13 protein-coding genes are annotated in these 14248 nt (G+C 47.1%); 3 read left to right on the top strand and 10 right to left on the bottom strand.

Annotated elements, in window-relative coordinates; translation table 11 throughout:
- Positions 1 to 60: 60 nt before the first annotated feature.
- From H6570_10340 to H6570_10330, 3 genes are all read right to left on the bottom strand, one after another.
- Positions 61 to 1533 (bottom strand): sulfatase, encoded by a 1473-nt coding sequence (locus H6570_10340; protein MCB9319672.1) that lies wholly within the window; start codon positions 1531 to 1533, stop codon positions 61 to 63.
- Positions 1534 to 1673: 140 nt separating this feature from the next.
- Positions 1674 to 2732, bottom strand: coding sequence for a T9SS type A sorting domain-containing protein (locus H6570_10335; protein ID MCB9319671.1), 1059 nt, complete (start codon positions 2730 to 2732; stop codon positions 1674 to 1676).
- 242 nt (positions 2733 to 2974) lie between these two features.
- Positions 2975 to 3337, bottom strand: a complete 363-nt coding sequence (locus H6570_10330; protein ID MCB9319670.1) for a DUF1304 domain-containing protein — start codon at positions 3335 to 3337, stop codon at positions 2975 to 2977.
- Positions 3338 to 3430: 93 nt separating this feature from the next.
- Here H6570_10330 and H6570_10325 point away from each other — a divergent pair, with 93 nt between their 5' ends.
- A complete protein-coding gene (locus H6570_10325) occupies positions 3431 to 4399 on the top strand; it encodes a helix-turn-helix domain-containing protein (protein ID MCB9319669.1) in 969 nt (322 codons plus the stop codon).
- Between the two features lie 112 nt (positions 4400 to 4511).
- Here H6570_10325 and H6570_10320 read toward each other — a convergent pair whose 3' ends face one another.
- The 3 genes from H6570_10320 to H6570_10310 all read right to left on the bottom strand — a co-directional run bounded on the left by H6570_10320 (position 4512) and on the right by H6570_10310 (position 7363).
- Positions 4512 to 5909: a metallophosphoesterase family protein gene (locus H6570_10320; protein MCB9319668.1), complete on the bottom strand. Its 1398-nt coding sequence runs from the start codon at positions 5907 to 5909 to the stop codon at positions 4512 to 4514.
- Positions 5910 to 6186: 277 nt separating this feature from the next.
- Complete coding sequence (locus tag H6570_10315) at positions 6187 to 6444, bottom strand: hypothetical protein (protein ID MCB9319667.1); 258 nt, start codon at positions 6442 to 6444, stop codon at positions 6187 to 6189.
- Between the two features lie 7 nt (positions 6445 to 6451).
- Positions 6452 to 7363, bottom strand: coding sequence for a sugar phosphate isomerase/epimerase (locus tag H6570_10310; GenBank protein MCB9319666.1), 912 nt, complete (start codon positions 7361 to 7363; stop codon positions 6452 to 6454).
- 259 nt (positions 7364 to 7622) lie between these two features.
- Between H6570_10310 and H6570_10305 the strand changes: the two genes are divergently transcribed.
- Positions 7623 to 9359, top strand: a complete 1737-nt coding sequence (locus H6570_10305; GenBank protein MCB9319665.1) for an APC family permease — start codon at positions 7623 to 7625, stop codon at positions 9357 to 9359.
- Positions 9360 to 9496: 137 nt separating this feature from the next.
- Here H6570_10305 and H6570_10300 read toward each other — a convergent pair whose 3' ends face one another.
- The 3 genes from H6570_10300 to H6570_10290 form a co-directional block, all read right to left on the bottom strand.
- Positions 9497 to 10630 carry a hypothetical protein gene (locus tag H6570_10300; GenBank protein MCB9319664.1) on the bottom strand — a complete coding sequence of 378 codons (1134 nt, stop codon included), beginning with the start codon at positions 10628 to 10630 and terminating at the stop codon, positions 9497 to 9499.
- Positions 10631 to 10732: 102 nt separating this feature from the next.
- A complete protein-coding gene (gene cysM / locus H6570_10295) occupies positions 10733 to 11614 on the bottom strand; it encodes a cysteine synthase CysM (protein MCB9319663.1) in 882 nt (293 codons plus the stop codon).
- Positions 11614 to 12450: a serine acetyltransferase gene (locus tag H6570_10290; GenBank protein MCB9319662.1), complete on the bottom strand. Its 837-nt coding sequence runs from the start codon at positions 12448 to 12450 to the stop codon at positions 11614 to 11616. The genes cysM and H6570_10290 overlap by 1 nt, the downstream gene beginning before the upstream one ends.
- A 93-nt stretch (positions 12451 to 12543) precedes the next feature.
- Here H6570_10290 and H6570_10285 point away from each other — a divergent pair, with 93 nt between their 5' ends.
- Positions 12544 to 13338: a polysaccharide deacetylase family protein gene (locus H6570_10285; protein ID MCB9319661.1), complete on the top strand. Its 795-nt coding sequence runs from the start codon at positions 12544 to 12546 to the stop codon at positions 13336 to 13338.
- A gap of 41 nt (positions 13339 to 13379) precedes the next feature.
- Here H6570_10285 and H6570_10280 read toward each other — a convergent pair whose 3' ends face one another.
- On the bottom strand, positions 13380 to 14171 hold the full coding sequence (locus tag H6570_10280; GenBank protein MCB9319660.1) for an arginase family protein: 792 nt from the start codon (positions 14169 to 14171) through the stop codon (positions 13380 to 13382).
- Positions 14172 to 14248 lie beyond the last annotated feature (77 nt).

Genomic DNA, 14248 nt, shown 5'->3' with positions numbered 1-14248 from the left:
CAATAAAATATTTCATACGGGAGATCTCAATTTTATCATGAGTTGGTTAATCCATTTGTGTTACCAGATATCACCGGTTTCTTTTTGCAGGGCATTTAATTGCCCTTTTAATTTTTGCACAATTCGCGTACTCGACTTTTTAAGGTACAAATTGTTTGATTCACCGGGGTCTTTCTTTAAGTCATAAAATTCCCATCCGGGAGGGTAGGGCATGACATCCTGGTGTTTACCCGGGCGGGCTTTTCCATAAAAGTAGGCCAGTTTGTAACGTTCGGTGCGGATACCGTAATGTGCTGGGCGTTCCGGTTGGTTGCTCCAATAATGGAAGTATATGGCTTTGCGCCAGTCGCCCGGAGTCTTTCCCTCAAGGTTGGTTCTAAAACTCCTTCCCTGCATGGCTTCCGGCGTTGGCAAACCGGCATAATCGAGCATTAATGGAGCAAAATCAATATTGAGGATCATGTCTTCCAGACGCGAGCCAGCTGGTATTTCCGGAGGATAACTGATGACAAAGGGCATGCGCAGGGACTGCTCATAGATGAATCGTTTATCGAAATAGGCATGCTCACCCAGGAAGTATCCCTGGTCAGCTGTGTAGATGACGACGGTATTTTCCCATAGTCCGGCCTTTTGTAAGTAGTCGATCAGCTTGCCAATGTTGTCGTCAATGGCGGCTCCTGCGCGAAGAAAGTCGTGCACGAATTTTTGGTAGATTTTCTTTCTGGCCTCCACCGAATCCAGTCCCTCAAGACTGAAGGGAGGCCCGGGATAAGTCGTGCCGGCATGTTGTTCAAAACGTTGGCCAAGAATTTCCAGAGGCCATCCATCATGGGTGCGGCCGGTAGCTGCGGCTCCCCATTCCATGAGGTTATCCGGGTAAGGCAGTTCCACCCCTTCCAGGAAATTCCGGTATCTGTCAGGGTAATCAAATGGTTCGTGAGTCGCCTTGAACTGCGTGCAGAGGAAGAATGGCTTCCGGTGATCCTGGTTTTGCAGCCAGTTAAGCGCCTTGTCGGTGATGACATCATCGACATAGCCGGGATATTCCTTGCCTCCCGCATTGGCATCCTGCCAGTCATCCGGTCCTTTCAACAAAGGATTGTGATAGCGACCCTGTCCGGGCAGAACCAGAAATTCATCAAATCCAGCTGGTTTTTTCTTCAGGTGCCATTTACCAAATAATGCAGTCGCATACCCGGCTTGCTGTAAAAGTTTGGCAACACTGATGGTATCCGGGTCAAGTGCATCATCGAGCTCATAGACGCCGTTGCGGTGACTGTACTGGCCGGTAAGGATGGCAGCTCTGCTAGGTGTACAGATGGAGTTGGTGCAGAAGGCATTGTCCAGGGTAGATCCACCTGCTGCCAATCGCTTGATGTTATCATTCTTGACATAGGGCGCTAGGATACCACCGTAGATACCCCACGCTTGCGAGGTGTGATCATCGGAGAGGATAAAAAGGATATTGGGCCTGGAAGATGTACTTTGCCCGGATGCCGGTAAGGAATTAGTTAAGAGTGCTATCCAGGTCATAGCACAGCAGATGCAGACCTTAAGCGGACGAAAGACCTTGACCATTGACTTCATGGATTTAAGATAACATTCTCAAGTCATTATCATTTTATTTTGCGAAATATGACCGGCCGGCCTGCATTAAAACGTCACAATGTGGTCTAGAGCCGGGTAAACTTATAAGTCACCGGGCCATCCTGCGTTTGTAATGAGATCAGGAAAAGTCCCTGTGGAATACCTGCCAGACTGATATCAATATTGCCGCCGGGAAGCGTACGGTTAAAGCTTACCAATCGTCCGGAGAGATCGAATATGCGATATGCACTGACGAAATTCTGCTTGAGGTCAGCCAATCGGATGTACTCATTACCAAAACTAATTTGATAATTATCCGCACTATTTTCTTGCATGCCGAGGAAGCGGTTGTTCCGGATGACGTTGATGACCTTGTAGCAAGACCGCTGGCAACCAAAGAGATCAAAAAGGTCCAATTCAAGCTCAGCTTCCGGAGCAGCATTCGGGCCAGCCAAAACCCTGATTTTTGATTCGCCATCGTTGAGTTTGTCAAAATCAATTATCCAGTCTTTCCCTTTGATATTCCACACGGGATTTGTAAATATTCCTTTCGGGTCTTTCTGCAATTTGAATTCAACCGGCACGCCTGCAGAGATCCGGGAAGGCCCGATGATGGTGCAGGCTAACTCTGGAATTACATTAAAATATTTGACGGCAGTAGAAGTATTTCCACATTTATCATAGGCTGTGTAGGTCCGTTTTACCCGTGGAACTTCATCACAGGCACCGATAATGTCATCATGATAATCATAAACGCGGATACCCTGGGTGCAATCCATGATGATGGGGGGCGGTACATTATCTGCTGCATAATTTTGGGCAGTTACGGACTCAAATTCCGCTAACTGGATCTCGGGACCGGTAGTTTGAATGGATATGGTAGAAGAGCAGGTGTCATCTCCTACAATAGCCAGTACAGTGAGGGTTTTACAAAAATACAGTGGAACCAGAGGAATCGGATTCGGTACGTGGTTACCATCTTCATCCAGTATCACCAGCTCAGCAACATCATCTGATACGGTAAAATGATCACCAATGGCTGCACAATCCACAAATAGTGTGACATCTTCAGCATCACAACCGGCTTTCAGCGTTTGTCCTGCAAATAATAAGCATAAAGACAACAGTAATTTGGATGGTTTCATCGGGTTAAATTTTTAGTGGACCAATTCAGGCAAAATGGAAATTGAGGAGTCCGATTTTGTGTGTATTGGTCGGTGAAAAAAACGCATGCTTAGTACCAGGAAATCAAAAGATAATTATAATTCCAAAGAATAATTCCTCCTTCAGGGGTAAATATTAGCTGATCTGTATTTAATATATGTATATACTGAACTGCCATCTGTGGTAATTCGATGGTCGGCGGGGGGAACCAGCTTTTGAACAATCAATTAAATGCGAGTAGAATCAGGCCAATTAGCGCTGGCAATGCCTGAACAAAAAAGATCTTCCGGTCTGCGGTCAATGCCCCGTAAATTCCGGCGATTGCAACACAGCTTAAGAAGAATATCCGGATGTTCGATTGCCAGTTGTCGTCATGGATCAGAAAGGTCCAGAACAGACCAGCAGCCAGAAAGCCATTGTACAATCCCTGATTGGCAGCCAAGGATTTGGACTGTTTAAAAAATTCAGTGGGGTATTTTTTGAAAATACGCCTTCCGGTTGTCATCCAGGCAAACATTTCAAAATACATGAAATACAGGTGCAGTATCCCGACCAATGCTGTTATCAGATCAATAGCTATTTTCATCAGCCTCCTTTTAGAGGAAGGTAGATAAAATATCAGAAATTGGATCCAAGGATCTTTGGAACATTGTCATTATGATCTGTTTATCTTTAAATCATGAAAAGAATTTCTATTCTGGTTCCCGAACATGCAGTCATGGAGGCAATAGCAGATCCTCGCTACCTGTTCAATATGGCCAACCATTTTCTTGTCTCCCAGGGTAAACCGGCACTTTTTGAGATTCAACTGGTTGGGTTGAGGTCTGAGGTGCGGTTGGATGAAGTTTATACCATTCATGTGGATCGGGTATTGACAGAGGCGGACCCTTCCGATCTGATTATCATTCCGGCATTATTTGGTGACATGCAGCGGGCTGTCAACCTCAATCGTGCATTTATCCCCTGGATTCTCAATCAGGTCGAGCAGGGAACAGAGATCGCTTCTTTATGTGTCGGAGCATTCCTGCTGGCATCGACAGGATTATTGGATGGGAGGAAATGTTCTACCCACTGGGCTTATTACCAGGAATTCAGGGATACGTATCCCGATGTTGATGTACAGGACGGGACGATCATTACCGATGAGCAGGGGATTTATTCCAGTGGTGGTGCAAATTCCTATTGGAACCTGTTGCTGTATTTACTGGAGAAATATACCAGTCGTGAAGTCGCCATATTAGCTGCCAAATATTTCGCCATAGACATTGACCGCGATAATCAAAGTGCTTTTGCCATTTTTACGGGTCAGAAAGACCACAACGATCCGGAGATTCTCCAAATTCAGGAATACCTCGAGTTGAACTTCACCGAAAAGCTGACTGTCAATGACCTGGCCCGGAAGGTCGCACTGAGCAGACGCAGTTTTGAACGGAGATTTAAACTGGCAACCGGCAATACCGTCCTGGAATATCTGCAACGTATAAAGATTGAAGCGGCTAAGCGTGATTTTGAAACGTCCCGGAAAAACATTTCCGAAGTCATGTATGATGTTGGCTATTCTGATACAAAGGCTTTCCGTTCGTTATTCAAACGAATCACCGGATTAACGCCCATCGAATACCGCAACAAATACCAGAAGACAGGTTGATTGACTTTAACTGAACATCTACCGGCAGCAATACCCGGCTTAATCAACCTAAATAGGGGGATCTGACCATCAGAGAAAGATTGCCAATGCAATTATGGAAGGCTGAAGTAACCTATCGATTTTTACCACCGGATTTCTTAACGTCTAGGCCCTGGCGCTTAATATAGGCTTTGAAGCGGGTTTCATAATCTTTTTTCGATTCACGATTCCAGATGCGTTCGAAGTGGGGTGGAGGGGCAAGTATTTCCGGGCGGTCTGCAGGCGCCTGGTCAAAGAAGAGATTGTGGCCGTCTTCCTTAAACAATTCAAAGCCATCATACAACCTGTTGTCAGCAGTATAGGCCTGATAGGTGAGGTGATTCCCATCAATGGAAATGGTCTGATAAAGTTGAATGTTTGATCCGGCACGCTGAATCCATCCGTCAAAGCCCAGGTCATACATTTTAGGTCCACTTACACTTACCACATAAATGGGACCATCCAGAATGTGTTCCATTCCAATCGGAATATTGGTACCCCGTCCATAGGTATGATCATGGCCCTGCAGGACCAGGTCGACATGATTGGCCTCGATCATGGGTTGTAATGCGCTACGCAATTCGGCATTGTCCCGGCCATATTTTGTGGAATAAAGTGGATAATGCAGTGTAAGGACGGTCCATTGTTGCGTATTGCTTTCCAGGACTTCCCGCAACCAGTGGACCAGTGCTGTGCTGTCTTCCCTCGACCGGTAAAATGCCGGCGCATCAAAAGAAATGATCCGGGTATTTTCGTAATCAATGTAATAGGTGGTTTCTTCAAAACCCTCCGGGCCATTAAGGGGCAGATTAAATTGCGGCCGCCAATGATCGCTTACAACATAATTTCCTTCCTTGGTACGGAGGTATTCGTGATTGCCGGGAGTGGCGATACTGGGAATAACGGCATACATCCAGCCTCCGGCATAGAACCACTCACCCCATTCATCATCATTATTGGCGCGGTTGATCAGGTCTCCGGCATGCAACATAAACTGGGCTTTGGGCATTTGTTGAAATGCTCCCCGTATTGCGCGGGACCAGAGTGATTTAACATCATTCTGTGCATCCCCAAAGTAAATGAATGAAAAGGGTTTTGCCTCGGTGGAGGCCGTGGTGAATTGATTCCATTCACTCCAGTTCAGGCTGTCCCCCACACGATAAGCATAGGTCGTCGCCGGTTGCAGTCCATCCATGGTAGCAGAGAAAAAATTGGCAGCATTCTGATTGGTGAGTAACGTAGTTCGTTCAGCCTGGATGGACCAGGAATTGATAGGGAAGTTAGGTGTCGGATCAGAAGGAGCAATTTCTACATAACCTTCTTTAACATAGACGGCAGCCCGCCAGTTAACAGCCATACTGGTGGCAGGCGAACTGGTCAGGTTTAACATGATCCGGTCCGGTACGCCCGAAGGTGGAAATGGATCATACTCCTGAGCAATTGCTCCGGCAAAGCAAAGTAAACCAATGAAAATCCCTGACAGACGATTCATTATTGTTTTATTGGCTGCAGCAGAAAATTCGGAACACAAAGGTTAAAGTTAGCAATTCATAGGAAGTATCCACGCTAATTTTGACTTGATCACTTGAGCCTCAGGAAGTTGCCTGGTACAAAATCAAATTGTCCAGCAAAGCAGGCCTGCTTAAAAATAAGTACCCGTTTGTTGATCTAATATTCTGTAAACCAGTGACTTGTAGTTATAGTATCCGATGGTGTATTCCTTGTTCGGTGCTAAGGAGCTATTTATTGACTGGTAATTGATTGCGTCATTATTCCGCAAGGCTTGATTTCCGGGCGAAAGCAAAACGAATCAAGGCGACAAAGGATACAGCCGTCCAGCACCCTTCTAGCAGGATAAAAGGCCAGTAATGCAACAGGTAGGAAGCGAAACATGCAATGGCAGCTCCGCAGGTATTTGCCAGGAGGTAAGCATAACTTTCTTTCTGAATCACATTGATAAGATTCAGAAAATACGCGGCAACCAATATCGCCACTCCAATAAATCCTATCCAGTCCGTTAAGGTCATATCTGGATTATATGAATTGCCTTAAATAACGCGCACTCAATTCAAGTGACAATTTTCGCAGTTCCGGGCTTTTTTCAAAAGCGCGGTCTTCCACCTCAACACAAACGGCTCCCTGATATCCGGAATCCGTCAAATAGGAAAAGAATCTTCCCCAGTCAATGCTTCCCAATCCCGGTATTTTAGGCGTATGCCAGAAATGAGGGTAGCTGAATGCACCGTGCCGGTCCAGTTTGTCCTGATCGATACGCATATCTTTGGCATGTACATGGAATAATTTGTCCGGATAATTTCGAATGGGCAAGGTATAGTCCATGAATTGCAACACCAGATGGGACGGATCGTAGTTCAGACCAAAATAGGGGCTGGGAATGTCCATCCACATCTGTTTCCAGATCGCAGGGCTGGTAGCCAGGTTCTTTCCACCAGGCCATTCATCCCGGCCAAAAGACATGGGGCAATTTTCTATGCCAATGTAAATCTTGCGTTCTTCTGCATATTGTATCAGCGGCTGCCAGACTTCCAGGAACCGGGGCCAGTTTTCTTCTACCGAAAGCGATGGATTCCTGCCAATGAAAGTGTTTACGTTCCGGATATCCAGTTCAGCAGCAGCGTCCATAACCTTGTACAGATGATCAGTATAGACCTTTGCTTCTACCGGATCCGGGGCGAGGGGGTTTGGATAATAACCCAAACCACTGATCAAGACCCCTGTCGATGCCTGCAGATTTTTAATACTGCTGACTTCTGCATTGGTAAGTCCGGCTACATCGATGTGCGTAACGCCGGCATATCGCCGGTTGTCCTGACCCTGTGGCCAGCACATGACTTCCACACAATCGTAGCCACTGAAAGCAGCAAATTCCAGTATTTCCTTAAGACTGAGATCCGGTAATATGGCTGAAACAAACCCTAATTGCATGTGACTTTACTTTGTTCCGATTAAAAGTAAAAAATGGAAGAGGGTAGGCATGGAAAAACTGCGAAAAATCCTCGGAAATTTATCAACCAGGCTTTGAAAGCAAATGAAATAGATACAAAGCCCTTATATTTAATCGAATTCTGGTAAAAATCCATATCCGGATTTTACATCCCAAATAATCCAGGTTTGAAGAATATGCCTGATCTCTAGATCATTACGGCTTACATCTTGTTTTAAATTGAGGAAATAAGTATCGAAAGTGAGTACTACTAAGAAATTGAATGAAATAGCTGCAACGGCTATTTGCGGGAATGATATCAGTTCTTCTTGTCTTTATGTTTCAGCGTTAGCAATCATTTATGCACAACAATATGCATGGCTTGCATTACTCATTGTAGCCGGCGTTTTGTATTTGTTTCGCAGGATCTATGGTGAGGTCGTTGGGGCGCTCCCCCTGAATGGTGGTGCATACAATGCACTTCTGAACACGACCCGGAAATCCACTGCCTCCCTGGCTGCTACGCTGACCCTGTTGTCTTATATGGCAACGGCGGTCATTTCAGCCAGTGAAGCCATGCATTATGTACACAGCATCTGGCATGGATTTCCGGTGATCATAGCCACCATCGTTTTGCTGGCTTTATTTATGGGTCTGACCATCCTGGGGATCGGAGAGTCCTCCAAAGTGGCCATCGGCATTTTTGTGTTCCATTTATTCTCCCTGACACTCCTGGTTCTGGTGAGTGGATATTACTTGCTAACCAATGGATTTGATGTCCTTTCTGCAAACTACCAATTGCCTGTCAAGGGCGGAATTAAAGAGGCGTTATTCTTTGGTTTCGCCGCCGCCATGTTAGGGATCTCTGGTTTTGAAAGTTCTGCGAATTTTGTGGAAGAACAGGCAGAAGGGGTCTTTCCAAAGACGCTACGCAATATGTGGATAGTCGTCAGCATCTTTAATCCGCTGATGGCCTTCCTGGCTTTATCGATCATCCCGGTCGCTGAGGTAAATGCTAACCAGGAAGCTTTATTGTCCTTTATGGGGAGTAAAATTGGAGGTAACTGGCTGTCGACTCTGGTATCCGTGGATGCAGCGCTGGTGCTTAGCGGTGCAGTCCTTACTGCTTATGTAGGGGTAAGCGGACTGCTCGAAAGGATGACGCTGGACCGTATCCTGCCCAATTTTCTGTTAAGCAAGAACCGCCGTGGTGCGGCTTACCGCATTATCATCCTGTTTTTTCTGCTGTGTGTTTCGATTCTCACGATCACCCGTGGAGAATTGGGAGCTTTAGCCGGTGTTTACACAATTTCTTTCCTGCTGGTCATGGCTCTCTTCGGTTTTGGTAATATACTGCTGAAGATAAAACGGCGCAAACTGCCGCGTCCGGAGCGCGCTTCCCCGATTTCCATCATCATCGCGGTTGCCGCAGTGGGAGCGGCCATTGTGGGTAATGCAATCATGAATCCACAGTACCTCGGTGTCTTCCTGGAGTATTTCATTCCGGCGCTGATCCTGGTGACAATCATGCTAAACCGAACCAAAATACTCTGGGGCGTCCTGGAAGTGATCAAATACCTGTTTGCCCCCATTCAAAAATTCGTCCGCAGGACCAATCAGGGCATCCTGAACCTGATCGATGAAATCAACTCTCAGGAGTTTGTATTCTTCGCAAAAGGTGATGACGTATCGGTTCTGAACAAAGTGATGCAATACATTACCCGCAATGAACATACCCGCAAACTGAAGATCGTCACCATCGTTGAAAATGGTGAAACGGCTCCTGACAGACTTAAGACCGATATTGAAGTCCTGGACCGCGAATACCCCGAAGTGAAGATCGAATACATCGAGATCCCTGGCACGTTCGGGCCGGAAATCATCAAGGACCTTTCTAAAAAATGGAGGATACCCATCAATTTTATGTTCATCGGTTCTCCTACCGACCGGTTCCCGTATCGCATCGAACAACTGGGCGGGGTGCGGTTGATCATATAGAAGAGGTAGAAGAAGTAAAAGAGGTAAAAGAGGTAGCAAAGGTAAAAGCATATCACCTCATAACCCCAGGTTTTAATTTGGGGACCCCAAAATAGGAGCATAACACCCCATAGCCCCAGCTTTTAACCTGGGTACTTTTAAATAGCCTTGTAGTAATCACGGATGTACCGGGTTACCTGGTCATAGATGGGAACGGTAAACTTGATAAAAAGATCGTTCGGGGTTGGGTCCTGCAGTCGCTTGTTGCGCTTACAGATGTCTTTTTGCGTTTTGTCCAGAGCTCGTTCGTCACCATTGAAATAGCCCCATTCATCCACATAGTCATACCCCCCGCTGAACTTGCGCTGGGTCAAGAGATTATTGGTGTTGTTTTCCATAACCTTCAGGTCCAGTGTTCCATTGGAGCTTATTGTGCGCCGGTACGTATGGACTTCCGCTTTGACGGTGCCATAGACGTTTATTGTGGAATCAGCCTGTTTGACAGTGCCTACGATGACGCTGTCCCTGGTAACATTGTTGATGACTTCTTTCTCATAGCCATTACCAACCACAAAATCATCAAATTCCATGTGCAGCACATGATCAATACGCAGGTTGCGGCTTCTGGCTTCAGCACTGGAAACGAATTGGACAAATGGACTCAGGTTCTCGGCTCGCACAAACTCCAGGATCTGGTTCTGGAAAAAGTCACAGGACAGGGAATAGGCCCTTTGCATCGGGATTGGAGTGACCTCTACGTAGATCGTGGCCGCACTCTGGGCTTCATACATTTTGTCCTCGGCATCTTTATAGGTAGGGTCAAGGGAGTAGATCCTCAGGAAATGGTCGTAGGCAATTTTAGCGTTTTCCCTGAATCCTTTGGCCAGTTCATCGGTACCCAATTTATACCGTGCAGCCATCAGGTTTATTTTTGCCTCCTCCTGCTCCCGGGTATAATCTGTCGGGGTGATGACCTCCTGAGCTGCCGGTGTTCGCAGGATCTCATCATAAACCGATGATAGTGCAGTCAGGTTGTCATAGATCTTATCCCACTTCAGCACATCGGATGATGCCTTTGAACGATCATTCTGATTCAGGTAATAGTTGACCAGGGCTGGGTAGGCTTTTGCCAGTGTTTCGCGGGCATTATCATTATTAGGTGCTTTTTTGAGGCGATCCAGAGCGTCATATACGGCATGTTCGTAATTGCCTTTCCGCAGCGCTTTTTTCCCGGATTTACATTGTACAAATGCAACCAGAGAGATCATAAGTAGAAGATGCCAAAGCTTCATTGGTTCCGGTTTTTGGTTTGCTCAAAGATAAAATGAAAGTGGTAATGCACCCAGATTTTCACTGTGAATCCCCTGCATACCGGGTATTTCAGCCTGTATGGTTCAACCAAAAAGATCAGAACTCAGGTAGCGGTCTCCACGATCACAAATGATGAACACGATAAGACCGGATTTCAGCTCCTGTGCTAATTTGACAGCAGCGTACAATGCGCCCCCACTGCTCATTCCGGCAAGTATGCCTTCTTCTTTGGCCATTCTCCGGGTCATGGTTCGTGCATCGTCTTCACTCACATCAATCAACCGGTCGACACGACTGGGTTCGTAAATTTTTGGGAGAAACTCCGGAGACCAGCGCCGGATACCCGGAATCGAAGAACCTTCGGTGGGCTGGGTGCCCACGATCTGTATGTCCGGATTATGCTCCTTAAGCGACCGGGATACACCCATAATTGTACCGGTGGTTCCCATGGAGGATACGAAATGCGTGACAAGACCATGCGTATCATTCCAGATCTCAGGTCCGGTGGTACGGTAGTGCATTCCGTAATTGTCGGGATTGGCAAACTGATTCAGCATGAAATAACCCTGATTGGAGGCCATGTCTTCGGCTAATTCGCGGGAATATTCGATCGTTTTTGCAGCAGGTGTCAGGATGACTTTTGCGCCATAGGCTTCCATCGCCAGGACCCGTTCCCTCGTGCTGTTATCCGGCATGATCAGGGTCATGCCGACCTTCATCAGCTGGGCAATCATGGCCAGTGCTATCCCGGTGTTTCCGGAGGTTGCCTCAACCAATTGATCGCCTGGTTTGATCTCTCCCCGTGACAGTGCCCCGGTGATCATACCAAAAGCAGCCCGGTCTTTCACGCTTCCTCCCGGATTATTGCCTTCCAGCTTGCCATAGATCTTTACCTGGCGGGATGGAAATATATGCTGGATCTCCACCAGTGGGGTATTGCCGATCAGCTCCGTCAGTTTTTTCATTACTTGTATTGTTTGAATACCATCATGTCAGAGGTTCCGGAATCCCCCATATTCATCTGAGCCTGGTAATAGACTTTACTGTTGGGAGGTATGCTCCGGGTAAGCCACACATTACCTCCGATCACGGAGTGATGTCCGATGGTCGTCTCCCCACCTAATATGGTAGCGCCGGCATAAATGACCACATGATCTTCGATGGTAGGATGCCGCTTGGAATCAGCATCGACTTTATCTACACTCAATGCACCCAGGGTTACCCCCTGGTATATTTTGACATGACTCCCGATGATGCACGTCTCACCGATAACCACTCCGGTACCATGGTCGATACAGAAATTGGGTCCAATCTCGGCTCCCGGGTGAATATCGATCCCGGTCTTGCCATGTGCATGCTCGGTGAGGATCCTGGGTATGGTTTTGACCCCCAGGTCGTGTAATGCATGCGCCAGCCGGTAGGCAGCAATAGCAAAGAAACCGGGGTAACTCCGGATGATCTCATGCTTTGACCGAGCGGCGGGGTCTCCTTCAAACATGGCCTGGATGTCACCTTCCAGCAAATCATGGACATTAGGCAGTGCATTAAAGAAATGATTTGCCAGGGCTTCGGCATGATCCCTTTCAGGGCCAATGTTGAAGTAGAGCAACTCTTCCAGCGAAAGCTGCAACTTCTCCAGGTGCATCTCGAGTTCCTTCACATTGCGGTATGCATGCTGCGTATAGTCCGGAAATAAAGAACCAAGGAGATCATTGAAAAATTCTGCGACCACCTGTGGTGACGGGCAGCGGTCACACGATTGATGGAGTTCAAATATCTTTTGTAAAAATGCTTTGTTCATAGCAACAATACTTCTTCACCGAAACAATATTCCCTGCAAATGGATGCGGGGTTAAGTTTTCCTATGATATATTTAACAAATATTTTTCCAACTATGGTTAATAATCGGGTTTCTTTTTTTTCAGGTATCTCACTGGTTCTGCTTCTGCTTACGGCTTGCCAGCAGATGGAGACACCCCACCAACCCGCAGTAGCACTCTGGGCAGGAGACACTCTGGAGAATTACACCGTAGATCCCTGGGGAGCGATCACCCGGGGTGATAGCACCGAAGCGCGTATTCGACTGTTGTTCACCGGACATGAATATGCGGATGGGGTTGACAGCATACTCCACATTATGGACAACCACAGCATCAAAGGGTATTTTTTCTTTACCGGAGATTTTATCAGGGCTTATCCATTGGCTATACAAAAGATAAAGGATGCTGGCCACTACATTGGTTGCCACTCCAATCGTCACCTGTTGTATGCGGATTGGTCGAAGAGGGACTCATTGCTGGTGACTCATGATGCGTGGAAAAAGGATCTGGACAGCAACTACCTGGCGCTTAAACCATTCGGGATTGGGCGGAAAGAACACACCTTATTTATGGCTCCCTACGAGTGGTACAACCAGTCCATCAGTGAATGGTGTAAAGAGGAAGGACTAACCCTAATAAATTTCACCCCGGGATTGATCACCCAGGCAGATTATACTGTGCCGGATGATAAAAATTACCGGTCTACCATGGAAATTGTGGGGAAGACACTGCAGGATGCGCGAAACGGTGCCCTGAATGGAGCTTTTATACTTATTCATGTTGGCAGTAGTCCTTACCGCACCAATAAGCTATACTGGGAGCTGGATACGATGATTACGGAATTACAACGAATGGGATATCGATTCTAATCTTTTGTTGGAAAATCATCACCTGCTTTCCGGGCATTTGATCAGACCAGTTTGCAAATAATCTCTTTCATCAACCGGTAGCCGACCATAGCGGTCATTTCATGGATGTCGCGGTCAGGATTGTATTCCACCATATCAGCGCCTGTCAGCGAGGGGAGCGCCTGGATAATGTCCAGCAATTGCCGGCTGCTCATACCCCCTGGTTCATAGTGCGAAATGCCTGGAGCGAATGCGGGGTCCAATACATCAAGATCCAGCGATAAATACAGAGGATGCCTCAGATCGCGGATCCACGGTTGATTCAGTTCTTTCATTTCAATGATTCGGACCTGGTACCGGGCGGCCTGTTCTCGCTGATGGGGAGTAAGTGACCGGATGCCCACCTGTGTCAGAGAGGCGATTAAATTTTGTTCCAGGAGTCTGGCAAAAGGACTGGCGTGTGAGTAAGGATTCCCATCCAGGTTGGCATACAGATCACTATGGGCGTCCAGCTGAAGCACATGTACCGGTTGCTGGACTGCTGCATAACCCGCCAGGACCGGATAGGTGATGGAATGGTCCCCACCGAAACAGAACAGCGATCCATCCGGCTGAGTCATTTCATGACGGACGCGATCGCGGATTACGGTGAAAGCCTCATCGCCTTGCAGGCCAGATACCTGAATTTCCGGTAATACACGGTAGTCCTCATTCAGGCGGATTGCGCGACCGCCCTCTGCATAGACATTAGCGGATCCGGTATGTTCCTGGGCAAGGATCCGTGGCGGTCCCCCGGCTGTGCCACGGAGGTAAGAACTGTTTACATCATGAGGTATTGGCAGGATACGTACCATGCTTTTGATTGTTGCGGCTGAAAGTAATGCTATTCTCGCATTCCAATGATGTCGATGGAGGATTGTTGGTTAGGTCA

The organism is Lewinellaceae bacterium (assembly GCA_020636135.1).
Classification (GTDB): domain Bacteria; phylum Bacteroidota; class Bacteroidia; order Chitinophagales; family Saprospiraceae; genus JAGQXC01.
Note: the sequence above shows the minus strand (reverse complement) of the source record. Positions and strands in the feature narration are given on the sequence as shown.

Excerpts from the sequence above, each read along its gene's own strand:
- H6570_10285 (MCB9319661.1), top strand. The coding sequence starts at position 12,544 with ATGGTTAATAATCGGGTTTCTTTTTTTTCAGGTATCTCACTGGTTCTG.
- H6570_10315 (MCB9319667.1), bottom strand. The coding sequence starts at position 6,444 with ATGACCTTAACGGACTGGATAGGATTTATTGGAGTGGCGATATTGGTT.
- H6570_10330 (MCB9319670.1), bottom strand. The coding sequence starts at position 3,337 with ATGAAAATAGCTATTGATCTGATAACAGCATTGGTCGGGATACTGCAC.
- H6570_10290 (MCB9319662.1), bottom strand. The coding sequence starts at position 12,450 with ATGAACAAAGCATTTTTACAAAAGATATTTGAACTCCATCAATCGTGT.
- H6570_10325 (MCB9319669.1), top strand. The coding sequence starts at position 3,431 with ATGAAAAGAATTTCTATTCTGGTTCCCGAACATGCAGTCATGGAGGCA.
- H6570_10310 (MCB9319666.1), bottom strand. The coding sequence starts at position 7,363 with ATGCAATTAGGGTTTGTTTCAGCCATATTACCGGATCTCAGTCTTAAG.
- H6570_10320 (MCB9319668.1), bottom strand. The coding sequence starts at position 5,909 with ATGAATCGTCTGTCAGGGATTTTCATTGGTTTACTTTGCTTTGCCGGA.
- H6570_10300 (MCB9319664.1), bottom strand. The coding sequence starts at position 10,630 with ATGAAGCTTTGGCATCTTCTACTTATGATCTCTCTGGTTGCATTTGTA.
- cysM (MCB9319663.1), bottom strand. The coding sequence starts at position 11,614 with ATGAAAAAACTGACGGAGCTGATCGGCAATACCCCACTGGTGGAGATC.
- H6570_10280 (MCB9319660.1), bottom strand. The coding sequence starts at position 14,171 with ATGGTACGTATCCTGCCAATACCTCATGATGTAAACAGTTCTTACCTC.
- H6570_10335 (MCB9319671.1), bottom strand. The coding sequence starts at position 2,732 with ATGAAACCATCCAAATTACTGTTGTCTTTATGCTTATTATTTGCAGGA.
- H6570_10340 (MCB9319672.1), bottom strand. The coding sequence starts at position 1,533 with ATGACCTGGATAGCACTCTTAACTAATTCCTTACCGGCATCCGGGCAA.